This is a genomic window from Leisingera sp. S232 (assembly GCF_049800895.1).
Taxonomy (GTDB): Bacteria; Pseudomonadota; Alphaproteobacteria; order Rhodobacterales; family Rhodobacteraceae; genus Leisingera.
This window is the reverse complement of the sequence record NZ_JBNAFX010000012.1, coordinates 72,987-94,475: the sequence shown is the minus strand read 5'-3', so window position 1 is coordinate 94,475 and position 21,489 is coordinate 72,987. Positions and strand designations below refer to the sequence as shown.

The 21,489-nt window shown below is 61.4% G+C and carries 30 protein-coding genes and 1 pseudogene; 16 read left to right on the top strand and 15 right to left on the bottom strand.

Annotated elements, in window-relative coordinates; all coding sequences use genetic code 11:
• The coding region (locus ACP151_RS10095) for a transposase (RefSeq protein WP_424976771.1) at positions 1-183 on the bottom strand (183 nt) is incomplete at its 3' end.
• 65 nt (positions 184-248) lie between these two features.
• On the opposite strand from ACP151_RS10095, the pseudogene ACP151_RS10090 reads away from it, so the two are divergent.
• A pseudogene (locus ACP151_RS10090) lies at positions 249-389 on the top strand (Lrp/AsnC ligand binding domain-containing protein); the annotation flags it as partial.
• Between the two features lie 72 nt (positions 390-461).
• On the opposite strand, the gene ACP151_RS10085 reads toward ACP151_RS10090, so the two are convergent.
• On the bottom strand, positions 462-611 hold the full coding sequence (locus tag ACP151_RS10085) for a hypothetical protein (RefSeq protein WP_424978775.1): 150 nt from the start codon (positions 609-611) through the stop codon (positions 462-464).
• A 91-nt stretch (positions 612-702) separates the two neighbouring features.
• The gene (locus ACP151_RS10080; protein ID WP_424978774.1) at positions 703-1,662 is read right to left on the bottom strand and encodes an L-malyl-CoA/beta-methylmalyl-CoA lyase; all 960 of its coding nucleotides are present in this window, start codon (positions 1,660-1,662) and stop codon (positions 703-705) included.
• A gap of 516 nt (positions 1,663-2,178) precedes the next feature.
• On the opposite strand from ACP151_RS10080, the gene dgcN reads away from it, so the two are divergent.
• The 6 genes from dgcN (at position 2,179) to ACP151_RS10050 (ending at position 6,734) form a co-directional block, all read left to right on the top strand.
• Positions 2,179-3,180 (top strand): N-acetyltransferase DgcN, encoded by a 1,002-nt coding sequence (dgcN, locus tag ACP151_RS10075; RefSeq protein WP_424978773.1) that lies wholly within the window; start codon positions 2,179-2,181, stop codon positions 3,178-3,180.
• A gap of 53 nt (positions 3,181-3,233) precedes the next feature.
• A complete protein-coding gene (dgcA, locus tag ACP151_RS10070; RefSeq protein WP_424978776.1) occupies positions 3,234-4,199 on the top strand; it encodes an N-acetyl-D-Glu racemase DgcA in 966 nt (321 codons plus the stop codon).
• A gap of 10 nt (positions 4,200-4,209) precedes the next feature.
• Positions 4,210-5,070 (top strand): D-amino-acid transaminase, encoded by an 861-nt coding sequence (locus ACP151_RS10065; protein WP_424978771.1) that lies wholly within the window; start codon positions 4,210-4,212, stop codon positions 5,068-5,070.
• A 14-nt stretch (positions 5,071-5,084) separates the two neighbouring features.
• Entirely contained in the window at positions 5,085-5,327 is a 243-nt protein-coding gene (locus ACP151_RS10060) for a hypothetical protein (RefSeq protein WP_424978770.1), read from the top strand.
• Between the two features lie 80 nt (positions 5,328-5,407).
• Positions 5,408-5,644 carry a hypothetical protein gene (locus ACP151_RS10055; protein ID WP_424978769.1) on the top strand — a complete coding sequence of 79 codons (237 nt, stop codon included), beginning with the start codon at positions 5,408-5,410 and terminating at the stop codon, positions 5,642-5,644.
• A gap of 202 nt (positions 5,645-5,846) precedes the next feature.
• Entirely contained in the window at positions 5,847-6,734 is an 888-nt protein-coding gene (locus tag ACP151_RS10050) for a DMT family transporter (RefSeq protein WP_424978768.1), read from the top strand.
• Here ACP151_RS10050 and ACP151_RS10045 read toward each other — a convergent pair.
• The 3 genes from ACP151_RS10045 to ACP151_RS10035 form a co-directional block, all read right to left on the bottom strand.
• Positions 6,706-7,020 (bottom strand): DUF1244 domain-containing protein, encoded by a 315-nt coding sequence (locus tag ACP151_RS10045; RefSeq protein WP_424978767.1) that lies wholly within the window; start codon positions 7,018-7,020, stop codon positions 6,706-6,708. The genes ACP151_RS10050 and ACP151_RS10045 overlap by 29 nt on opposite strands.
• A gap of 95 nt (positions 7,021-7,115) precedes the next feature.
• Positions 7,116-7,355: a DUF6868 family protein gene (locus ACP151_RS10040; protein ID WP_424978766.1), complete on the bottom strand. Its 240-nt coding sequence runs from the start codon at positions 7,353-7,355 to the stop codon at positions 7,116-7,118.
• 116 nt (positions 7,356-7,471) lie between these two features.
• Positions 7,472-8,209, bottom strand: a complete 738-nt coding sequence (locus ACP151_RS10035) for an N-formylglutamate amidohydrolase (RefSeq protein ID WP_424978765.1) — start codon at positions 8,207-8,209, stop codon at positions 7,472-7,474.
• 120 nt (positions 8,210-8,329) lie between these two features.
• On the opposite strand from ACP151_RS10035, the gene pyk reads away from it, so the two are divergent.
• The 4 genes from pyk (at position 8,330) to rplT (ending at position 10,779) form a co-directional block, all read left to right on the top strand.
• Positions 8,330-9,775 (top strand): pyruvate kinase, encoded by a 1,446-nt coding sequence (gene pyk / locus ACP151_RS10030; protein WP_424978764.1) that lies wholly within the window; start codon positions 8,330-8,332, stop codon positions 9,773-9,775.
• Positions 9,776-9,858: 83 nt separating this feature from the next.
• A complete protein-coding gene (locus ACP151_RS10025; RefSeq protein WP_424978763.1) occupies positions 9,859-10,080 on the top strand; it encodes a hypothetical protein in 222 nt (73 codons plus the stop codon).
• Between the two features lie 117 nt (positions 10,081-10,197).
• A complete protein-coding gene (gene rpmI, locus ACP151_RS10020; protein ID WP_424978762.1) occupies positions 10,198-10,398 on the top strand; it encodes a 50S ribosomal protein L35 in 201 nt (66 codons plus the stop codon).
• A gap of 15 nt (positions 10,399-10,413) precedes the next feature.
• Positions 10,414-10,779, top strand: a complete 366-nt coding sequence (rplT, locus tag ACP151_RS10015) for a 50S ribosomal protein L20 (protein ID WP_008557989.1) — start codon at positions 10,414-10,416, stop codon at positions 10,777-10,779.
• Positions 10,780-10,880: 101 nt separating this feature from the next.
• On the opposite strand, the gene ACP151_RS10010 is transcribed toward rplT, so the two are convergent.
• From ACP151_RS10010 to ACP151_RS10000, 3 genes are all read right to left on the bottom strand, one after another.
• On the bottom strand, positions 10,881-11,753 hold the full coding sequence (locus ACP151_RS10010; RefSeq protein WP_424978761.1) for a copper resistance D family protein: 873 nt from the start codon (positions 11,751-11,753) through the stop codon (positions 10,881-10,883).
• Positions 11,750-12,076, bottom strand: a complete 327-nt coding sequence (locus ACP151_RS10005) for a copper resistance CopC family protein (RefSeq protein WP_424978760.1) — start codon at positions 12,074-12,076, stop codon at positions 11,750-11,752. Before ACP151_RS10005 ends, ACP151_RS10010 begins: the two co-directional genes overlap by 4 nt.
• A 145-nt stretch (positions 12,077-12,221) precedes the next feature.
• A complete protein-coding gene (locus tag ACP151_RS10000; RefSeq protein WP_424978759.1) occupies positions 12,222-12,824 on the bottom strand; it encodes a pyridoxamine 5'-phosphate oxidase family protein in 603 nt (200 codons plus the stop codon).
• 67 nt (positions 12,825-12,891) lie between these two features.
• Between ACP151_RS10000 and ACP151_RS09995 the strand changes: the two genes are divergently transcribed.
• Positions 12,892-13,659: an AraC family transcriptional regulator gene (locus ACP151_RS09995; protein ID WP_424978757.1), complete on the top strand. Its 768-nt coding sequence runs from the start codon at positions 12,892-12,894 to the stop codon at positions 13,657-13,659.
• 90 nt (positions 13,660-13,749) lie between these two features.
• Positions 13,750-14,916: a sterol desaturase family protein gene (locus ACP151_RS09990; RefSeq protein ID WP_424978756.1), complete on the top strand. Its 1,167-nt coding sequence runs from the start codon at positions 13,750-13,752 to the stop codon at positions 14,914-14,916.
• Between the two features lie 3 nt (positions 14,917-14,919).
• On the opposite strand, the gene ACP151_RS09985 is transcribed toward ACP151_RS09990, so the two are convergent.
• Positions 14,920-15,273 carry a GFA family protein gene (locus ACP151_RS09985; RefSeq protein WP_424978754.1) on the bottom strand — a complete coding sequence of 118 codons (354 nt, stop codon included), beginning with the start codon at positions 15,271-15,273 and terminating at the stop codon, positions 14,920-14,922.
• 153 nt (positions 15,274-15,426) lie between these two features.
• Between ACP151_RS09985 and ACP151_RS09980 the strand changes: the two genes are divergently transcribed.
• Positions 15,427-15,717, top strand: a complete 291-nt coding sequence (locus ACP151_RS09980) for a 50S ribosomal protein L20 (RefSeq protein WP_424978752.1) — start codon at positions 15,427-15,429, stop codon at positions 15,715-15,717.
• Between the two features lie 384 nt (positions 15,718-16,101).
• The gene (gene pheS / locus ACP151_RS09975) at positions 16,102-17,175 is read left to right on the top strand and encodes a phenylalanine--tRNA ligase subunit alpha (protein WP_424978750.1); all 1,074 of its coding nucleotides are present in this window, start codon (positions 16,102-16,104) and stop codon (positions 17,173-17,175) included.
• 15 nt (positions 17,176-17,190) lie between these two features.
• Here pheS and ACP151_RS09970 read toward each other — a convergent pair whose 3' ends face one another.
• Positions 17,191-17,718, bottom strand: a complete 528-nt coding sequence (locus ACP151_RS09970) for a hypothetical protein (protein ID WP_424978749.1) — start codon at positions 17,716-17,718, stop codon at positions 17,191-17,193.
• Positions 17,719-18,223: 505 nt separating this feature from the next.
• Here ACP151_RS09970 and ACP151_RS09965 point away from each other — a divergent pair.
• Positions 18,224-19,030, top strand: a complete 807-nt coding sequence (locus ACP151_RS09965) for a mechanosensitive ion channel family protein (RefSeq protein WP_424978747.1) — start codon at positions 18,224-18,226, stop codon at positions 19,028-19,030.
• 98 nt (positions 19,031-19,128) lie between these two features.
• On the opposite strand, the gene ACP151_RS09960 is transcribed toward ACP151_RS09965, so the two are convergent.
• The 4 genes from ACP151_RS09960 to ACP151_RS09945 all read right to left on the bottom strand — a co-directional run bounded on the left by ACP151_RS09960 (position 19,129) and on the right by ACP151_RS09945 (position 21,464).
• Positions 19,129-19,665: a hypothetical protein gene (locus ACP151_RS09960; protein WP_424978746.1), complete on the bottom strand. Its 537-nt coding sequence runs from the start codon at positions 19,663-19,665 to the stop codon at positions 19,129-19,131.
• Positions 19,666-19,837: 172 nt separating this feature from the next.
• Positions 19,838-20,365: a GNAT family N-acetyltransferase gene (locus ACP151_RS09955; protein ID WP_424978745.1), complete on the bottom strand. Its 528-nt coding sequence runs from the start codon at positions 20,363-20,365 to the stop codon at positions 19,838-19,840.
• A complete protein-coding gene (locus ACP151_RS09950; protein WP_424978744.1) occupies positions 20,362-20,811 on the bottom strand; it encodes a YtoQ family protein in 450 nt (149 codons plus the stop codon). Before ACP151_RS09950 ends, ACP151_RS09955 begins: the two co-directional genes overlap by 4 nt.
• A complete protein-coding gene (locus ACP151_RS09945) occupies positions 20,802-21,464 on the bottom strand; it encodes a phosphoribosyltransferase (protein ID WP_424978742.1) in 663 nt (220 codons plus the stop codon). The genes ACP151_RS09950 and ACP151_RS09945 overlap by 10 nt, the downstream gene beginning before the upstream one ends.
• Between the last annotated feature and the right edge of the window lie 25 nt (positions 21,465-21,489).

Here is a 21,489-nt window from a genome sequence, read left to right as displayed (position 1 = left end):
ACTAAGGCAGAACTGGATGGCCGCATCGGAGAAGGTCTCCGGTCGTCCGCGTTTGCCGCATCGCTCGGCGAACCAGGTCATGTCGCGGTCAAACCAGACCAGCAGAGAGCCGCGCTTTCGAAGTGATGCGTTATAGTTGGACCAGTTCGTTGTTCGATAGCGGGAAGAGGCAGGCTTCGGCATGCCGCCGATCTAACCTACGGGATTCGCAAAGTGAATCCTCTACGGCCTTTGTGCAACAACGCCCCATCGAATACCTCCTGCGGGTCGAATGTGCTGATCTGCCCAGTTACAAACAGTTCCACACTGATATTCTCGGCACTTCGCCCTATGTCACCGCGATCACCACATATGTGGTGATGGGCTCGCCCAAGGATCTGCGGGGGTGATTTCCGGCACTGTTGGATTTTGAGTATTTGGGAAAGGTGAAAAGCTTCCGTGTTTCATCTTTCCTCAAATACTCATTGCGCGGCAGCAGCGGCAAGCACAGCGCTCAAGGAGGGGGCATCGATGCCACCCCGCGCCGGCGCTCGCCAGTCGGTGTGCATCTGCTGGTCCAGTCCCGCCTCCGGTGCCAAAGCGTGAAAGATATCCACGTGCATGTGAGCCATATGCCGCAAGGTCAAATCCGGGATCTTGGTCTCCACCCAAAAAAGAGCGCCCCCGCGGGGCGCTCTTGAAACCATTCGTCGAGGTCCGGCGTCAGCTGCCCGCAATCAGCTCGGCCTGCGCCACAATGACCTCAGCCTGCTTGATCGAGGCGATATCCACAAGACGGCCCTTGTACACTGTGGCACCGGCACCGGAGGCCTTGGCCTCTTCCATTGCGGCCAGGATTTCGCGGGCTTCCTGCACGGCTTCGTCCGAGGGGGTGAAGACCTGATTGGCCAGCGTGATCTGGCTGGGGTGGATTGCCCATTTGCCAACCATGCCCAGGGTGGCAGAGCGTTTCGCCTGCGCGATATAGCCGTCTTCGTCCGAGAAATCTCCGAACGGGCCGTCGACCGGCAGGATGCCATGGGTGCGGCAGGCGGCGACGATGGCGGCCTGCGCCCAGTGCCAGGGGTCGGACCAGTGCTTCTGGCCGTCGCGGATCATGTAGTAGTTTTCCTGGGTGCCGCCGATGCCGGTGGTCTGCATCCCCATCGAGGCGGCAAAATCCGCAGCGCCCAGCGACATCGCCTGCAGGCGGGGGGAGGATTTGGCGATGTCCTCGGCATGGGCGATGCCCGCGGCAGATTCAATGATCACCTCAAAGGACACTGGCTTGGTGCGGCCTTTGGCACGTTCAATCGCGGTGACCAGCGCGTCCACCGCATAAACGTCTTCGGCGCAGCCAACCTTGGGGATCATGATCTGATCCAGCCGCTCGCCTGCCTGCTCCAGAATATCCACCACGTCGCGGTACCAGTAGGGCGTGTCGAGCCCGTTGATGCGCACCGACAAATACTTGTTGCCCCAGTCCACGCTGTTGATCGCTTCGATCACATTGGCGCGGGCCTGATCCTTGTCATCCGGTGCCACCGAATCCTCAAGGTCCAGGTTGATGACATCAGCCGCCGAGGCGGCCATCTTCTCGAACAGTTTGACTTTGGAGCCGGGGCCGAACAGCTGGCAGCGGTTGGGGCGCGCAGGAGCGGCGGGCTGGATGCGGAATGACATGCGGAAACCTCCTGGGGTAAGGAAATTGCAGAATTTTCATTCGTGGAGTTATTAAATTGCGCGCCCTCTTGCAAGTGGATTTTGCACCTGCGGCACGAAACGCCGCGTTGCGGCAATTTTTTGTGTGTCGGCGCAGTTGCACTTCTGCGTGAAACCGCCACTGCGATGCTGCATCGCGCAGGCAGGGGGCTGAAACAACTGCTGTGCGCAGTCGGGATAACCGTTGCGCTTATCGCCATTTCCCACCGCGCCGCATCTGATGCGCCCAAGGAGACAGGAGAGCTCCAGGCTATGGGGATCATCGGTGTGGCCTGGCCTGCTGTGCTGCAGCCTGCATCACGGAGCGGAGAGGAGGAAGCGTCTGTTAGGGGTGGGATGAGGGGAGAATCTTCGCCAACTTGGCGGATCTGGCGAAGAAAATCGCACTCAGGCAACTTTCTTGCGCGATTTCGAGAGGACTTTGCGCAGAATTAGCCCGAAATTAGCGCGACCAATTTGACTCGAAGGATGAGCGCGATGATCGAGACCCCTTATCTGCTGTTCCTGGGCGACGCGCCTGACATGCTGGCTGCCAAAGTGGCCATTGGCATCCGTGACTGGCGTCCTGACCATGCGGTTGGCCAGATCCGCCTGCCGGGCTGCGGCGCGGACCTGGGGATCAAGGACATGACTCTGGCCGAAGCCAAGGAAGCCGGAGCCAAGACCCTGGTGATCGGCGTTGCCAACCGTGGCGGCGTGATTTCCGAGGCCTGGAAGGAAGTGCTGATTGAAGCGCTGGAAATGGGCTATGACCTGGCTTCCGGCCTGCATAACCTGCTGCGCGACGAAGGTGATCTGGTGGCAGCTGCCCAGACCCACGGCGGCACCCTGCATGACGTACGCGTTCCCACTGTCGGCTACCCGATTGCCAACGGCAAGCCTCGCACCGGCAAGCGCTGCCTGGCGGTTGGCACCGACTGCTCGGTCGGCAAGATGTACACCGCCATGGCGATGGACAACGAGATGCGCGAGCGCGGCATGAAGTCGACCTTCCGTGCCACCGGCCAGACCGGCATCCTGATCACCGGCCACGGCGTGCCGCTGGACGCGGTCATTGCCGACTTCATGGCAGGCTCGATTGAGTATCTGACCCCGGACAACGACGAAGACCACTGGGACCTGATCGAAGGCCAGGGCTCGCTGTTCCATGTGTCTTATTCTGGTGTGACCATGGCACTGGTACACGGCGGCCAGCCCGACGCGCTGATCCTGTGTCACGAGCCGACCCGCACCCATATGCGCGGCCTGCCGGAATATGACGTGCCGACCCTGGAAGAGCTGCGCGACGTGGCCCTGCCGCTGGCACAGCGTGCCAACCCGGCCTGCCAGATCGTTGGCATCTCTGTGAACACCCAGCATCTCAGCGAAGACGAAGCCGTGAAATATCTGGCCGAAGTCGAAGAGCGCATGGGCCTGCCTGCTGTTGACCCCTACCGCCACGGCGCAGGCCGTCTGGTAGACGCGCTGGCCGCAGTCTGATTTGTAAGGGGCGTCTGGAAACAGACGCCCTTTTTCCGTCGAAAGGAATGGATATGAATGTCACCGTGACGCCGGACGTCTTTAAGCTGGCGCAGGTCTTCACCATCTCGCGCGGCTCGCGCACCGAAGCCAAAGTCCTGACCGTCCGTGTCGAAAAGGACGGCGTGACCGGCTGGGGCGAATGTGTGCCCTATGCCCGTTATAATGAAACTCTGGAAAGCGTGACCGCGGAAATCGATGGCCTGCCTGCCGATTTCACCCGCGAAGAGCTGCAGTCGCTGCTGCCCGCTGGCGCCGCGCGCAATGCGGTCGACTGCGCGCTGTGGGATCTGGAAGCGAAACAGGCCGGTAAACGTGTCTGGGAACTGGCCGGGCTGCCGGAACCCAAGGCTGAGATCACCGCCTATACGCTGTCGCTGGATACGCCCGAAAACATGCAGAAACAGGCGGCGGAAAACGCGTTTCGCCCGCTTCTGAAGATCAAGCTTGGCACCCCGGACGATATGCCCCGCCTGGAAGCGGTGCGCGCCGGTGCGCCGGATGCCAAGATCATCATCGACGCCAACGAGGGTTGGTCGGCAGAGGTTTACGCCGAATTGGCACCGCATCTGGTGCGCCTGGGGGTGGAGCTGGTCGAGCAGCCGCTGCCATCTGGCGAGGACGACGCTCTCATTGGCATGGAGCGCCCGGTGCCGGTCTGCGCAGATGAGAGCTGCCATGACCGCGAGAGCCTGCCCAAGCTCAAAGGCAAATACGATGTGGTCAACATCAAGCTGGACAAAACCGGCGGGTTGACTGAGGCGCTGAAGCTGCGCGATCAGGCGCTGGCCGAAGGTTATCAGGTGATGGTGGGCTGCATGGTCGGATCTTCGCTGGCGATGGCGCCGGCGACGCTTGTGGCGCAGGGTGCGGCGGTAACGGATCTTGACGGGCCGCTCCTGCTGGCCGAAGACCGCGACGAACCTTTGACATTTGATGCCGATGGCGTGCACCCGCCAGTGGCTGCACTCTGGGGCTGAGGAGAATACCATGACCCGTACCGTTTATGTGAATGGCGAATACCTGCCGGAAAATGAGGCCAAGGTTTCGATCTTCGACCGCGGCTTCCTGTTTGCCGATGCGGTCTATGAGGTGACTTCGGTTCTGGACGGCAAGCTGATCGATTTTGAAGGCCACGCGGTGCGCCTGGAGCGCTCGTTGAACGAACTCGACATGCCGTCGCCCTGTACCAAGGACGAGCTGTTGGAAATCCACCGCAAGCTGGTGGAGCTGAACGGCATCGAAGAAGGCTTGGTCTATCTGCAGGTCTCGCGCGGTTCCGATGGCGACCGCGACTTTGTGTTCCCTTCTGCTGACACGCCGCCGAGCCTGGTGCTGTTCACCCAGAACAAACCTGGCCTGGCCGACAGCCCGGCGGCCAAGAAGGGTGCCAAGATCATCTCGATCGAGGACATCCGTTGGGGCCGCCGCGACATCAAGACCGTGCAGCTGCTGTATCCGTCCATGGGCAAAATGATGGCCAAGAAAGCGGGCTGCGATGATGCCTGGCTGATCGAGGACGGCCATGTGACCGAAGGCACCTCGAACAACGCCTATTACGTCAAGAACGGCAAGATCGTGACCCGTCCGCTGTCCAACGACATTCTGCATGGCATCACCCGCGCCGCGGTGCTGCGTCTGGCAGAAGAAGCGCAGATGGAAATCGAAGAGCGCCTGTTCACCATCGACGAGGCAAAGGAAGCAGACGAAGCCTTCACCACCTCGGCCTCGGCCTTTGTGATGCCGGTGGTGGAAATCGACGGCGTGGCGCTGGGCGATGGCACTCCGGGCCCGATCGCCAAGCGCCTGCGTGAGATCTATCTGGAAGAAAGCCGCAAGAAAGCCGTCTGAGGCTGTTTGCTGAGATGTATTGGAAAGGCCGTCCCTGTGGGGCGGCCTTTCCATTAAATAGAGAATCAATTCTGATTTTCCGGGCCACCAATGCAGGTGAAAATGCAGGTGATGATGTCGGCAAAAGGCATGTCACGGGGCGGTATTTTCCCACATTAGGCAACAATGTGCATCCAGTGACTGGATTGTCATCTGATGCGCTCTCTCAGCTCCAGATTTTAACTAATTTTATACAAACTGCACCCGTTGGCAGCTGATTGCGGTACTTTGATTGCAGGCGATGGGGCTGGCCCGGGGGGGGGAAGCGCGCCAGAGCCGCAAACCGTGGAGATGCCAGATGCAAACATGTTATCAGCCGGAAACCGGGGAAGCCGTGAACAGCCCGGCCGCAGAGCCGAGCGACGCGGAGATTTTGGCTGTTGTTCGCCAGGTGCTGACTGCGGAAGAAGCAGAGCATGCTGATCGCGCCGGGGCGCCTGACAGCCGGGGCTGGCTGGCAGGCAAGCTTCTGGGGAGGGAGCGTCCGGCTTCCGGTGCATTGGCTGCCCGGCTTCTGGGCCGTTTGCGCGGCTAGGCGCGCTGTTGGGGGGCGCGCCCTGCCGCGGATTTGCGGTCCGGGGTTTTCAGGAAGACATTTTGCAGCGGCCGCCCAGAAGGGGCGGCCTTTTTTTCATGCGGGGCAATTGGCGGCCCAGATGCGGTGGATGCGCTGCTGACAGGCAGATGGCAGCAGCAGGGTGCTAGCAGGGACCGGACCCTTCAGGAGGCCGGGAAACATGGATGCATCCATTCAGTCGCAACGTATGGCAGGACTTGTTCTGGTGACCGTTTCAGCGCTGGTGTTCAGCACTGCGGGGATCTTTACCCGCTCTGTCACGGCCACGGCCTGGGTGGTGATCTTCTGGCGCGGTTTTGCCGCTGCCGGGTTCACGCTGGCCTGGCTGGCGCTGCGCGGGCAATTCACGGAGGAAGCCCGCAGTTTTGACCGCCGGTCCCTGCTGATTTCCGGTATGGGCGCGGCTGGCAGCGCAGCCTTCATCCCGGCCTTCAAGCTGAGCAGCGTTGCCAATGTGGCGCTGATCTATGCGGCCGCCCCCTTTGCTGCGGCAGGTCTGGCCTGGGTTGTGCTGCGTGAAGCGCCGGGGCGGCGTGTTCTGCTGGCCAGCGCTGTCTCGCTGGGCGGGGTGGCGGTGATCCTGCAGGGTGGCCTGGCGGGCGGCAGCCTGACTGGCGATTTGCTGGCGCTGTTCATGACGCTGATGCTGGCAGGGATGATGACAGGCTACCGGGCATGGCCGGATGTGAAGGCCGCGCTGCCCAATGCAGTGTCGTCGCTGTTGCTGTTGCCGGTGGCTGCCTTGATGGCGCCCGTGGCAACGGTGCCGGCGGGCGAAATGCTGGTGCTGGTTCTGTTCGGGCTGGTGTTTGCCGTTGCCTCGGTCACCCTGTGCGAGGGCGCGCGGCGGCTGCCCGCAGCGGAAACCGCGCTGGTGTCGGCGCTGGAGACACCGCTGGCGCCGCTCTTGGCGTTTCTGATCCTGGCAGAGCAGCCCGGCCTGCAGACCATCGCGGGCGGGGCGGTGATTTTTGCCGCAGTGCTGTGGGCGCAGCGGCCTGCGCGCAAGCCGGTTGCGCCTAGGACTTGTCGGTCACGTTTTCCTTGAATGCCACCTCAAAGGCGGCCTGTGTCTCGGCGCTGGCGTCAGTCTGATAGTTGGCTTTCCACTCTGCCATGGTCATGCCGTAGTAGATTTCGCGGGCCTCGGTCTTGTCCATCTCGATGCCGCGCTCATTTGCGGCTTCCTGATACCACCGCGACAGACAGTTGCGGCAGAAGCCGGCCATGTTCATCAGGTCGATGTTCTGCACATCAGTGCGGTCTTCCATCAGGTGTTTCTGCAGGCGCCGAAAGGCGGCGGCCTGGAGTTCGATCTCGGTTTGCTTGTCCATCGCTGGTGTCCCGGTGTGAGTTGGCGCGTCGGCACAGGCCTAGCAGCCGCTGCAGGGGCGGGCAATGGGCACGGGCAAAGGGCGGGGCCGCCGGATCAGATCAGCTGCAGCGCAACCCAAGGCCCCAGCGCCGTGGCAAAGATCACGATCTTGTAGGTGCCGAGCCAGCGGTAGATGGTCAGGCTGACATCCGCCGGTGCCAGCCCGAACATGCGGCCGTGCAGCCGCGCCACCCAGTCCTGCAGCAGCATCAGCAGGATGGTAGAGAGGGTGAATAGGCCGATGTGCAAGATGGTCAGCCAGCCGAAAAAGGCGGTAAGGGTGTCCTGGGCCATGGTGGCTCCTTTCCCGTATCTGTCCCGCGTTTCCGTTACGGATATGGGGATGCCGCACCGGTTCTGCAACATTTTCCCGCCGTCTGCGGCGTTGGAAATGGCCAGGGCGAACAGGATCAGAGCCCGGAAGCCTCCAGCGCTTTTGGCAATACCTCGGCCAGCCGTTCAGCCCATTCCTGCTGTCCTTTATGTTCGGCAATCAGGTCGTTGCGCAGCTCGATCAGCGTGTTCGGGCGACCCGGCTTGGTGGCGTGGGTTTCGATCGCATCGCCGGGAAGATGGCCGGTGTAGGGCTCATTGACGCCGACACACAGATCACCGGGCCGGTTCAGCTCCTCAATCACGAAGGGCGAGAAACGCTCGCCTTCGGGGAACAGAATGCCGATCTCCCAGGGACGCGGAGGCCGTCCACGCAGCTGCCGGGTGAAGCTGTGGACCGAGATAATGACCGTGCGGGGGCGTTCGGCCAGCCGTGCCAGTGCCCGGTGGTAGGGGCGGTAGCAGGCCTCCAGCCGTGCTTTCAGCTCTGCCTCGCCCGCGTGGCGGTTGGCGGGGATGATGGTGCCGTCATAAAGCTTCATCAAGAGGGTCGGGTCGTCTTCGCCGCGGTTGGGGTCGATCACCAGCCGGGAGAAGTTGGAGGCCACCACCGGCGCATCCAGCATTTCGCCCAAAAGTTTCGACACCTCATAGGCGCCGACATCATAGGCGATGTGGCGCTCCATGTCCTCGCGCGGGAGGCCAAGGTCGCCGCCGCCGACAAACTCCGGCACGTTGTTGGAGGCATGGTCGCATGTGATCAGCCAGCGGGCGGGACGGTCATTACCGTGAACAAAAAAAGGTGTGTATGTCATGAGCCTGATATGTTTTGCCGCAAGCTGTTTACGGGAGTTGCGGCAGAATGGGAATTGAGGGATAAGCACCCTGATCGCTGTTTGCGGTAACAGAACCTAGGGCCAGAGGAGAGACCCCCAATGAAACGTTCGCGCAATGTGAAGATTGTCGCCACTTTGGGGCCGGCTTCCGAGACCTATGAGACCATCCGGGCGCTGCATGAGGCCGGGGCAGATGTGTTCCGCCTGAACATGTCGCATGGTAGCCACGAGGAGATCGCTGAAAAGCACAAGATCATCCGCCAGGTGGAGCAGGATCTGGACAGCCCGATCGCCATTCTGGCCGATTTGCAAGGTCCCAAACTGCGGGTTGGCGTTTTCGCCAATGGCGAAGAAGAACTGCAGGAAGGCGCGAAATTCCGGCTTGATCTGGATGAGGCAGAGGGGGACGTCTCGCGCGTGTGTCTGCCGCATCCGGAGATCTTCCAAGCGCTGGAGCCGGGTGCGCATCTCTTGGTCAATGACGGCAAGATCCGCCTGGTGGTGGATGACTGCGGCCCGGATTTCGCCGATTGCACAGTGGAAACCGGCGGCACGATCTCGAACCGCAAGGGTGTGAATGTGCCGGATGTGGTGCTGCCGCTGGCGGCTCTGTCAGAGAAAGACCGGGCGGATCTGGAATTTGTCTGTGCGCTGGGCGTGGATTGGCTGGCGCTGTCATTTGTGCAGCGGGCCAAAGATGTCTATGAGGCGCGCGGGCTGGCCGATGGCCGTGCTGCAGTGCTGTCCAAGATTGAAAAACCGCAGGCGGTAGAGGATTTCGAGGCCATCCTGGATGCATCCGACGGCATCATGGTGGCGCGCGGCGACCTGGGGGTGGAACTGCCCGTGGCCGCGGTGCCGCCGATCCAGAAGCGGCTGGTGCGCAAGTGCCGGGCGGCGGCCAAGCCGGTGATCGTGGCGACGCAGATGCTGGAGAGCATGATCGAAAGCCCGATGCCGACGCGGGCCGAAGTCTCGGATGTGGCAACTGCGATCTATGAAGGCACTGATGCCATCATGCTGAGCGCCGAAAGCGCGGCGGGGCAGTATCCGATCGAAGCGGTGCAGACCATGGACCGGGTGGCAACCGAAGTCGAAATCGACCCGACCTATACCCAGATCATCACAGCCTCGCGCTCGGCCAAGGGCACCACCGTGGCCGATGGTATTGTCGCCGCAGCGCGGGAGATCGCGGAGAAGACCGATATCAAGGCGATCTGCTGTTTTACCCAGTCCGGCACCACCGCGCTGCTGACCGCGCGGGAGCGTCCAGGCGTGCCGATCATCGCAATGACCCCGGTCAGCGCCACTGCGCGTAGGCTGTGCCTCAGCTGGGGCTGCAAATGCGTGCTGACGCCAGAGCTGGACCGTTTCAAGGGCGCGGTGGTCAGTGCCGCGCGGGCGGCACGGGCGGGCGGCTATGCTGGTGACACCGACCAGATCGTGGTGACTGCGGGGGTGCCTTTCAATGTGCCGGGCACCACCAACATCCTGCGCATCGCGCCTTGCGACGAGCGGCTGATCTACAGCACCGACCCTGAGTAACCGGAAGTTAGGGGCAGCAATTGAAAATGCTGCTGTCCACGCCTACCATCTCCTCTGTTGGAATACTGACGGGGGGCTGAAGGATGGATACCGATCTGGCGCTGATCCTGGGACTTGTGATCGGGGCGTTCACTGTGCCGTCGCTGATGTCTTCTATCAGCGAGCGGCGCCCGCCGCGGGCGTCGTTTCTGACCATTTTGATCGCTGTGAGCCTGATCACCTATGCGGTGGTGCTGAAACCCGGCGGGTACAGTATCGATGAGATCCCGGATGTGTTTTTCCGGGTTGTCGGGCGGCTTTTCTAGCAGAATCTGCTTGCCCATCCATCCAGCATTGCTTAAAGGGCAGCTCTGTTCCGCGCGGCCGGCCGTCGAGGCATGCCGAGTCGCGCGTCTAGCGAACCCGCATTGAAGGAGACGGAAATGCCCAAGATGAAGACAAAGTCGAGCGCCAAGAAGCGCTTCAAGGTTACTGCCACCGGCAAGGTGAAAGCAGGTCAGGCCGGCAAACGCCACGGTATGATCAAGCGCACCACCAAGTTCATCCGCGACGCTCGCGGCACCACCACCCTGTCCGCACCGGACGCCAAGATCGTCAAGGGCTTCATGCCCTACGACCGCTAAGAGGAGATCTGACACATGTCCCGCGTTAAAGGTGGTACCACAACTCACGCCCGTCACAAGAAGGTCATCAAGGCAGCCAAAGGTTATTATGGCCGCCGCAAGAATACCTTCAAGGTTGCCCGTCAGGCCGTCGATAAGGCCAACCAATATGCAACCCGCGACCGTAAGAACCGCAAGCGCAATTTCCGCGCGCTGTGGATCCAGCGTATAAACGCTGCTGTGCGTTCGCATGACGAAGCGCTGACATATTCCCGCTTCATCAACGGCCTGACCCTGGCCGGCATCGAAGTGGACCGTAAAGTTCTGGCCGACCTGGCCGTGCACGAGCCCGAAGCTTTCGGTGCCATCGTCCGCCAGGCACAGGATGCGCTGGCTGCCTAAGCCCGCAAGTTCCGGAATTCAGAAAAGGCCGCTCCAGCAGGAGCGGCCTTTTTCTTTTGCCCGCACCGCTGGCCTGGCCCCGCGTCTTTGAGGCGGGGCATTCAGTGCGGGAGCGGCAGAACGCTGGTCAGCGCCGCGGTTACTGTCAGTATCGCAAGGAAGATCACGGCCTCTGCTTCGATGGAGCGCGCCAGGTGTTGGCCCGCACGCGCGTCTCCGGTCTGCATGGCGGGCACGAAACGGAATTTATTCGCGGCTGCCAGGCCAAGAAGCGTGCCTGCCAATGCCAGTTTGATCAGCAGAGATTGCCCGTAACCTGTGCGGAAGACCGCCGCTGGTTCACCTGTCAGCAGCCAGGCCATCAGAAGCCCTGCCAGGATCAGCGCAGGCACGATCACCGCTGCGGCCTGCCCAAAGCGGTGACCCAGCAGAGCGGCGCTCTTCAGATGCTGGGGATGTTGTGACAGGTAGTGCAGCGGGCCAAGAATGCCGATCCAGAATGCCGCGCCCACAAGGTGCAGCATCAGCAGGAGGCGCACACCGCTTTGCTCCAAATCCGGCACGTGCCCGATTTGCGTCAGTGACCACAGGGCCAGCCCGCCGCCAGCCAGCGCGGCCCACTGACCGGGCCGCGGCAGGCACAGCCCGACAATCAGAAGCGCGGCACCGGAAATCCGGTAGACCAGTGCACTGCCTGCCTGGGTTTGCCACAGCAGGCCCAGCATCTCTGGGTCGGTCATTCCCGAAGCATCGCCGGTCAGCGCTGCGCCGCGGAGCATGAAGCCCAGAACGGCTGCAGCCAGTCCCAGACCAGCGAGACACAGAGCCTGTTGTCCGCTCCGTCTGCCAAGCAGAGACAGCGGCGCAGGAAACGCAGCGCGCACCATAACCAGTCCGGTTGCGCCCAGGAAACCAGCGTAAAGCGCCAGTTTCGCAACTATCGCAGCTAGGCCCCAGATGTCCGGCATGGTCATTCGGCCTGAAAGGAAAATTCACCCTGCATAACGTGGCCGTCCGTTCCCAAACCGCGCCACTCAATGCGGTAGCTGCCTGGGCCCATATTCTGCAGCGGAAGGACAAACACCCGGTCGAAACCTGTCTGATCGCCCAGGTCCAACTGGACCGGCCCGTGATCCTGATGCACCATGCCCACCCGCGTCAGCCGCATGCCACCTGCAAAGCTGAGGCTGATTTCCGCAGGGACTCCGGCAACCACGGAGCCGCTTGCCGGCGCTGTGCTCTCCACCGGTGAATGCGCACCCGCCCCGGTGGCAAGAAACGCTGTCAAAGCGGTCATGGCCAGTATTCTCATGGAGAGCTTCCCTTTTGTCTCTGTCTGCACGCCGGATTTTGCACATAGCAGAAAATCTCAAGACTGTATCTGTTCATTTCTGCCCGCGCAGGCAGGCTGTCGGAAACCCGGCAGTTGGACCGCTTGCTGGTCACCACATGCGGGTTTTGGCATATTCCGCATAACCTTCGTCATAGGTTTCCGCCTCAAAGGCGGCTTCCTGTTCTTTCAGGAACTGGCCTGCGGTGGGCACGGCGGGGCGTTCGGCGCCGGTTTCCCAAAGGCGGGAGCGCATCAGTGCCTTGGCGCATTGGAAGTAGAGCTCTTGCACGGTAATCACGGTCACGGTGGCGGGCAGGATGCTCTTGCGTTCAAAGACGGCGCGGGCGTCCTGATCAGCTGTCAGGACGGCGGAGCCGTTTACCCGCACCACATTATTGCAGCCATGCACCATGAACATCAGGCTGACACGGCTGTCGCGCACGATGTTGCGCAAACTGTCGATCCGGTTGTTGCCGCGCCAGTCCGGCAGCCAGAGAGTATGCTCATCTGCTATATGCACCACTGGGCCATCGTCGCCGCGCGGGCTGGCGTCGGTGCCTTCCGGGCCGATGGTGGACAGGATCAGAAACCGGGAGGCTTCGATCCATTGGCGGTACAGCGGTGTCAGCCGGCTGGCCACCTTGGTCAGGGACTGCGGCACAGGCGCGCCGTAAATCTCTGCAAGCTGTTCAGTGCGGGTCAGTGTCTGCATGGGGCAACCTCCTTTTGGTTGTGAAATACCTTGCCCTTTTGTGCCAATGGGGCCAATTTTCGCGCAAATGGGCCAAAATTCGAATATCCGGCGACCGGGATGGTCTTCGTCTGATGCGGTGCAGGAGCTGCCGCACGGGGTGGCGTCTTATGCGCGCAGCTATGCGGATGGCTATGTGTCCACCTGGCACGATCATCCGCGCCACCAGCTGGTCTATGCGGTTTCCGGTCTGATGATGGCAGAGGCGGGCGGCACCAGCTGGGCCGTGCCTGCGGGAACAGGGCTGATCGTGCCGGCAGGGATGCGGCACGAGATCCGGATGGCCGGCGAGGTGCGGCTGCAATCGCTGTACATAGACCCGTCCGAAGCAGGCGCGGATGCTATGGCAGAGTGCCGGGCAGTGACAGTGGAGCCGCTGCTGGCAGGGCTGATTGCGGCACTGTGCGAAATGAACAACCCCTGGCCGCTGCCGCCGCGAGCGCATCATCTGAGCCGTCTGATCTTGCTTGAACTGGGCGCCGCGTCGAAATCGTCGCTGGCGCTGCCATACCCGGCAGACATCCGGCTGCGGCGGGTCTGCGATGATCTGGCGGCGGCACCGGGCAGCGGTCGGACGATTGACCATTGGGCAGCACTGGCGGGGATGAGCCGCCGCAGCTTCACGCGCCGGTTCCATCAGGAAACCGGGCTCAGCCTGGGCGGCTGGCGTGACCGGCTGCGCTGCCAGATCGCGCTGCGGGCCAAAGCGCGCGGCGAAAGAATGGAGCAAGTGGCACAGCGGCTGGGGTATGCCAGCCGCCAGTCTTTGCAGATGATGATGCGGCGGCTGGTCTAAACGGCTGCGGACCTTACCACGTATTGATTTCCGTAGTCGCAGGTTGCCGGTGTTTGTGGCAGGTTGCGCCGCAACGCAGGAGGGGTCGGCATGAAATTCATCCGCAATGTGATCGCACAGTTGGAAACGCCGCGCGCGGCACGGCCGCTGGGCAGCGGCTGGCTGTCCGGCTCTATGGCACTGCTGGCCGCCATCACCGGGCTGCTGCTGGTCCTGCTGCGCTGGTACCCTGAGACCTTTTCCTACCCGCAGATCGCCTTTGTGCATTCCAGCGGGTATGTCACTGCTTTCCTGCGTTTTGTGCTGCTGGCGGGCTATGCACTGTCGCTGCTAAGCCTGATCCTGAGCCGCCAGAAAAGCCTGGGCTGGGCAGCGCTGGGGCTGTCGGTGGTGGCCTCATTGATGGCAACGGCACAGCCGCAGCATGCAGGCGGGGCGCCGCAGAGCCTTTATTTCGGGCTGGATTACTTCGTTGTGAATGTGCTGCTGGTGGGGTTTCTGTTTGTGCCTCTGGAACGCTTCTTTCCAGCGCGGTCCGAACAGACCGTGTTCCGCACTGAATGGCGCGAGGACATGTTCTATTACCTTGCGAGCTCAATGCTGGTGCAGGTGCTGACCTTCCTGACCATGGCACCCGCGAACTATGTGAACACCGAATTCGACCTGGAAGGGATCCGCGCCCATATCACCAATCTGCCCTTTGCGGTGCAGGTGCTGATCATCATGGCGGCGACGGATTTTGTGCAGTACTGGGTGCACCGTGCCTTTCACACATTCCCGGCGCTGTGGCATTTCCATGCAATCCACCATTCGGCCAAGAAGATGGACTGGCTGGCTGGCGCGCGCATGCATCTTATCGAGATCGCGGTGCTGCGCGGGCTGACGGCCGTGCCGATGTTCACGCTGGGTTTCAAACCGGAGGCGATCCAGGGCTATCTGCTGATCGTCTATTTCTACTCCAGCTTCATCCACGCCAATATTGGCTGGAAGCTGGGGGTCTTGGAGCGGTTCCTGGTGACGCCGCGCTATCACCACTGGCATCATGGCAGCGAGCGGGCCGCGATTGACATCAACTATGCCTCGCATTTTCCGCTTTATGACTGGCTGTTCGGCACGCATCACCTGCCAGAGGAAGACTGGCCGTCGAAATACGGTGTGGCCGGAGACACGGTGCCAAACGGGTATTGGCGGCAGTTCCTGTACCCGTTCAATCAGAAGCGCTGGAAGAAGCAGCCGGATGAGAGCCACGGGGACTGAGCGTCAGAGACTTTTGCCATCGAAAATCTCTGACGGCAGACGCAATGCGTCCATTCCGTCGATGCACCCCAGATTGACACGGTAGCTGCCCGGCGACAGGCGCGGCTCGACAAAGGTGTGAATGCCGCAGGTGCCGCAGAAATGGTGGCGCGCGGTCATGGTGCCGAACTGATAGGTTTTCAGCGCATCGCCTTCTGCGGTGATCGCCATGTCCTCGTTCGACACTTTGAATGGGGTCAGATAGGCGGTTTTGCGGATGCAGATCGAACAGTCGCATTGCATCGCGCTGGCAATGTCCGGTGCCCGAAAGGAGAAGCGCACTGCGCCGCAATGGCAGCTGCCGGAATGGGTTCGCATGGCTTGTCTCCTATGGGGGCAGTTGGTTTGCAGGAATTAAATATAGCATTTCTCGCTCGACCGGCCCGGAGCGTTGCAAAGCCAGCTTTGTGTGCAAGGCCGGGTTTCTATTGTATTGACGCGTCTGAACATTAGTCTAGGTTGCGCTCGCGATTGCAAGAAAAGAGCAGGATTAGACTTATGAAATTTGGGGTTATCTGTGCCGCTGCTGCTGTGCTGCTGGCGGGGTGTCAAAGCAGCACAAACAGTGAAATGTTCGTCGCCAAACCGCAGGCCGCGTCTGCGGCCGTTACCAAGGCGCACATCGAAACCTGCTGGAAGAAGGCAGGCATCCCGGGCGATTTGTACAAGTTCATGTCGCCGGCAGAGGCCGCAGGTGTTCAGCCGGGTGGGGTATTTTCCAAAGAAAAACACGCGGTGTTTACCGCTTGCCTGAACGCATAGGCCGGAGCTCAGACGGCAATCCCGTACGGGCCGTGGCGGATGATGGCCCATTGGCCGTAGCTGTCCTCCAGGTCCTGCTTGATTGCAGCGTTTGCCTTGGTGGAGGCGCTGCCGATTTCCGCCAGGGTGAACTCAAGGCCGCCGGGTCTGTCAATGCGGACCCGGTGCTCGCTGCAATGGCTGTCAGGGCAGGCCGGTCAATGGCCACAGCGGCATCCGCTGAAGCTGCCGTAAAAGGCGCGGCAATGCGGAGAGGACGTCGACCGCGCCGCCATCCAGTCCGGTTGCCAGACAGGCAACACTGACCCCCGCCATCCGTTCCCGCCCTCTTGCTTTCGCGCGCTCTTGTGGTAGCAGGGCACAAGCAGAATTCGAGGGGCCGTTATGGACGATCTTAAAGCCAAATACCTGGGTCAGATTGCAGAGGCCGCCGACGAGGCAGCGCTGGAGGCGATCCGCCTTGCGGCTGTCGGCAAGAAGGGCGAAGTGGCGCTGAAGATGCGCGAACTGGGCAAGATGACCCCGGAAGAGCGTCAAGTCGCAGGCCCCGCATTGAACGCACTGAAGGATGAGATCAACTCGGCCCTGGTGGCCAAAAAGGCGGGGCTGGAAGATGCCGCGCTGGACGAGCGCCTGCGCACTGAATGGCTGGACGTGACCCTGCCGTCGCGCCCCACCCGACAGGGCAGCCTGCACCCCATTAGCCAGGTCCAGGAAGAGATCACCGCGATCTTTGCGGAACTGGGGTTCTCCGTCGCCGAAGGTCCGCGGATCGATACCGACTGGTACAACTTCGATGCGCTGAACATTCCCGGCCACCACCCGGCCCGCGCCGAGATGGATACATTCTATATGCACCGCGCGGAAGGCGACGACCGCCCGCCGCATGTGCTGCGCACCCACACCAGCCCGGTGCAGATCCGCTCGATGGAGAAGATGGGCGCGCCCTTGCGCATCATCTGCCCGGGCGGCGTCTACCGCGCTGACTATGACCAGACCCACACGCCGATGTTCCACCAGGTCGAAGGCCTGGCGCTGGACAAGGACATCTCGATGGCGAACCTCAAGTGGGTGTTGGAGGAATTTGTCAAATCCTTCTTTGAGGTGGACGACGTCGAGCTGCGCTTCCGGGCCTCGCATTTCCCCTTCACCGAACCATCGGCAGAGGTCGACATCCGCTGCTCCTGGGAGGGCGGCACGCTGAAGATCGGCGAGGGTGACGACTGGATGGAAATCCTCGGCTCCGGTATGGTGCATCCCAAGGTGATCGCGGCCGGCGGCATCGACCCCGATGTTTATCAAGGCTTTGCCTTCGGTATCGGCATCGACCGTCTGGCGATGCTGAAATACGGCATCCCCGACCTGCGCGCCTTTTTCGACAGCGACCTGCGCTGGCTGCGCCATTACGGTTTCCAGAGCCTTGATATGCCGGCGCTGCATGGCGGCCTGAGTCGGTAATTGTATGTCATCAGCTTATACCTGTCGCGCTATGTGAACTGGTGCAATGCGGTTTCTAAAACCACGCCCCGCTGGAAAATCAATCTGGCGGGGCTGTTGTTTTTTGCTGTGGCTGTTGCATTGATCGTTTTCACGCCTGCCGAGGTTTCCCTGCCGATTGTGTTTTTTGGAGGTGCTCCGGCCAGCCTGTTCTTTGAACTGGACCGGCGTGCAAGCAGAAAACGGGCGCGTGAACAGTGGGGCGCGACGGCGCAATTGCGCAAAACCCAGGGCCTGCTCAAAGGTTCCAAACGTTAGACATTGTGCCTTCGGGCGGGCCGGATATCGCCCGTTTAGCAACCAAGGGGCGCGCGCTGTCCTTGGTGATTGATGGCATGGGGGCAATTGGGATCGGCGTCCAGTGTGCGAATTGCTTTTTTCGATACTGCTGAACAGAAGGCGTGCTGCCCTTGTTTTATATGCCTTGCGAGGCCAGTCGGTATCATAGCCGCAATTTGCCAGCGTGTCGGTGCCGCTGCGCTGATCCGCAAGGCTGACCATCATCCGGGCGCGGATGCTCCTGTCGCCCCGTTGCCCGCCACTACAGTCGCGGCAAGTGTGAACAGAGCCGCTTGCATCTGTTGTAAAGCGTCTTGTGCGGGACCTATCCCACAGGCGCATAAGGCCAACGTAACCTCTTGTGGTAGATAGAGATAACTCCGACAGACACCTGCCTGTGGTCACCCGCCAGCTTGCCACAGAAACTGCGGGGAGGAGGGCTCAAGGCGCGTCATCTGCGCGTCTGTTTGCCAGAAAGGATCAGCCATGTTCACTGCGCTTGTTTGAGCGGCCAATAACATCACCAGATGGAAAACAACGGGCCCTGACCCTGACATCACGGGGGGGCGAGAAAAGGTTTTGTCCTGCTGGCAGAAATGCTGTCAGGCATGCCCCGCACTTGCAAGTTGAGCCGCCCGCGCAGAAATTTTCCCCAAAACTGGCTATTGCCTCAGCCGCACAGTTGCCTGACATTCACGCGCATAACATCAGAGCGACAGGGAAAACTGATATGGAACAGATGATCGAACAAGCAGGCGCCTATTGGCCCCTGATGGTCAGCGGCGTCAAGGCGCTGGCGGTACTGATACTTGGTTGGATGGCCACCGGCTGGATCAGCGGCGTGGCGCGCCGCCGCATCAACAACACCCCCAATATCGATCCGACTCTGGGGAACTTCGCCGCCAGCGTTATTCGCTGGGTGCTGCTGGCGGTGGTGCTGGTTGCGGTGCTGGGCATCTTCGGCATTCAGGCCACCAGCCTTGTGGCCATGCTGGGCGCGGCGACACTGGCGATCGGCCTGGCGCTGCAGGGCACGCTCAGCGATCTGGCGGCGGGGTTCATGCTGATCCTGTTCCGCCCCTACAAGATCGGCCAATATGTCGACATCGGCGGCACCGCCGGCACGGTGAAGGATCTGAACCTGTTCATCACCGAACTGGCCACCCCGGACAATGTTCAGATCATCGTCCCCAATGGCCAGGCCTGGGGCGCGATCATCACCAATTTCTCGCATCACGACACCCGCCGCGTCGACATGGTGTTTGGCATCGACTACGGCGACAGCGCAGATGCGGCCAAGGCCATCATCCTGGAGCAGGCGGCAGCCGACGCTCGGGTGCTTAAAGATCCCGAACCCTGGGTGCGGGTTACCAACCTGGGCGACAGCTCGGTCGATCTGACCGCTCGGGTCTGGTGTGATGCAGCGGACTATTGGGAAGTGAAATTTGCGCTGACACAGGGCGTGAAAGAAGCCTTTGACGCCAAGGGCATCTCCATTCCTTATCCGCATTCGGTGGAAATCAAGAAAGCGGGCTAACACGCCTCCGCCCGGCCTTGGCCAAGGCCAGGGCTGCGTGCCGTTGTACCTGACACCCCGTCTTTGGCGGGGTGTCTTTGGTTTTGGGGGTCAGCGGTTCATTGCTGCCGCGCGGCCTGCATCGCGCGGATAGCCGCATTCCGGCTTCTTGCTGCGCGCGCTCGCTCCTGTGCTGGGTTTTCCTGTTCGACCGGTGGCCAACCCGCCCGCATGGTGACGCCATCCTGATCGGCAAAGACCCACTGCGCCGCGATCAGCTGGTAGCTCTTGACCTCCCAGCCAGAAGGATCGGGCTGGAACCGGAACCGCCAGGTGCCCCGGATGTTCACCGGCAACCGCAGCTGACGGATGCTGTTCATTGCCTGATGCCCTGTCATGGCAGCGCGCACCCCTGCCGCCCGAAGCCGCTTCATCCGCATGACCAGATTGCCCACATCCCGCATCCGCCGCCCGGCAAAGACCACTTCGATCTCGGCGTCAGGAGGCACGATCCCTTTGACGACCAGATCGCCGCGAGTGTTGCGGCTGAACACCGGAACCAATGCCACCGCCACGTCACGCACCTCGCGCTTGAACAGCCCTGCGTCCTCAATCGCCGGGGTGATTTGCGCTGCAGGACGGCGGTGGTTCGTCATAAGGCACTTTCAAACACCGCCCTTAAGAAAGGAGCAGCACACATTTGTTGTTCTACGCAGGGGCACACTAGCCTGCGGCTGGTTAAAGAAGCGTTGAATAGCGCATCGAGCAGCAGCCGTTACAGCCGCCTTGAAATCACTTCAACGCGCTGAATTCAAACAATAAACCTGCTCAGCGCGCGATCTTTCGTTTCATGACCAGCGTCGGCGCGCCGTTGAATTTAGCCTCGCCCGCTGGTGCGTAGCCCAGCTTCTGCGCAATCCTTTGCGAGGCCAAGTGGGCTGGGTCAAAAATGCAGGCCGTTTCTGTCCAGCCTGTTTCATCTTCGGCCCATGTATGAATGTGCTGGACGGCTTCGGTGGCCAAACCCTGGCCGTGCAGGTCCGGATGCAGAGCCCAGCCTGCCTCCGGCACGCCATTCAGCGGCGGTTCCATGTCGCGCTGGAAATCGGCAAATCCAACCTCTCCGGCAAACCGCCCGCTGTCCCGCAGGGTCACAGCCCAATAGCCGTATCCCAAGGCCTGCCAGTGGCCGATGTATCGCAGCAGCCTGCTCCAGCTTTCTCTGCGTGTTGACGGCTTGCCGGAAATGAAGCGCACCACCTCCGGTTCCGCCCAGAGCGCGGCCACATCATCAAAATCCTGCACCCGGTGCGGGCGCAGGATCAGCCGGTCTGTTTCCAGAACAGGAGCCGTCATGCAGGCAGTTTGCCTGTCAGTACATAGGTTAGAATTTCTACCACCTGGTGCGGCTCCTCTGCCACGGCCAGCGCGGCAGCGTGAACTTCTTTCAGCGCATGTTGGTGTTCCGGTGGGCTGAGGACGATGATCGACTTGCCCAGAGCGGCAGCATAGCCCGCATCAAACGCCGCGTTCCATTGCTTGTACTTGTCGCCAAAGCGCACGACCACAACATCGGCATCTTCAATTCCCTTGCGGGTGCGGATCGCATTGACCATCGCGCCCTTGTGGTCGTGCCAGTATTTGTTCTCCTCGGCCCCCAGGACCGCCACACCGCAGTCATCACTGGCGCCGTGATCCGTTACCGGCGCGCCAAAGCTCACGTCCAGCTCCTTGGCGCCCTCGATGATCTGCTCCCGCCAGTCGGTATGAATTTCGCCTGAGAGATAAACATTCAATGCCACGTCTTGTCCTTTCCTGCGCCAACGCCCCGGGCCGCGGAAAATGCGGCCAGAACCTCTTCATCGCTGGTTTGCCTAAAATCCCTGTAGTGCGCGCCGACCGCCCTAAACTCCCGGGGGCTCAGCAGGCAGACCAGAGTATCTACCAAGGGACGCAGTTCGTCCACCGCTTCTGGCGGCGCAACCGGCACCGCCAGGATCACCTGTGAAGGCTTGCGCTCCTTCAACCAGAAGAACGCCGCCATGAATGTGGCGCCGGTGGCGATCCCATCATCTGTCACAATGACGCTGCGCCCCTCCAGCTCCACTGGTGCACGGCCTTGCAAATAGCGGCTGCGCCGGGCCGCGTTTTCCGCCTTTGCCTGGGCAACCTGCGCATCAAAATCCTCTGGCTTCATACCGGTGGTTTTCAGCAATGCGCCGTTGAAAACCGGGTTGCTGCCCTCCGCCAGGGCACCGGCGGCAAGCTCCGGATTGGACGGCATGCCGATCTTGCGGATCAGGATCAGGTCCATCGGCGCCTGAAGTTTCAGCGCTATCGGCAGCGCAACAGGCGCCCCGCCCCGCGGCAGCGCCAGCACCACAGGGTCCGTTATTGCCAGCTCGGCCAGTTTTTCGGCCAGCAAAAGCCCGGCCGAAATCCGGTCTTCAAACATGTTAAACCTCCACCCCGCAACCTAG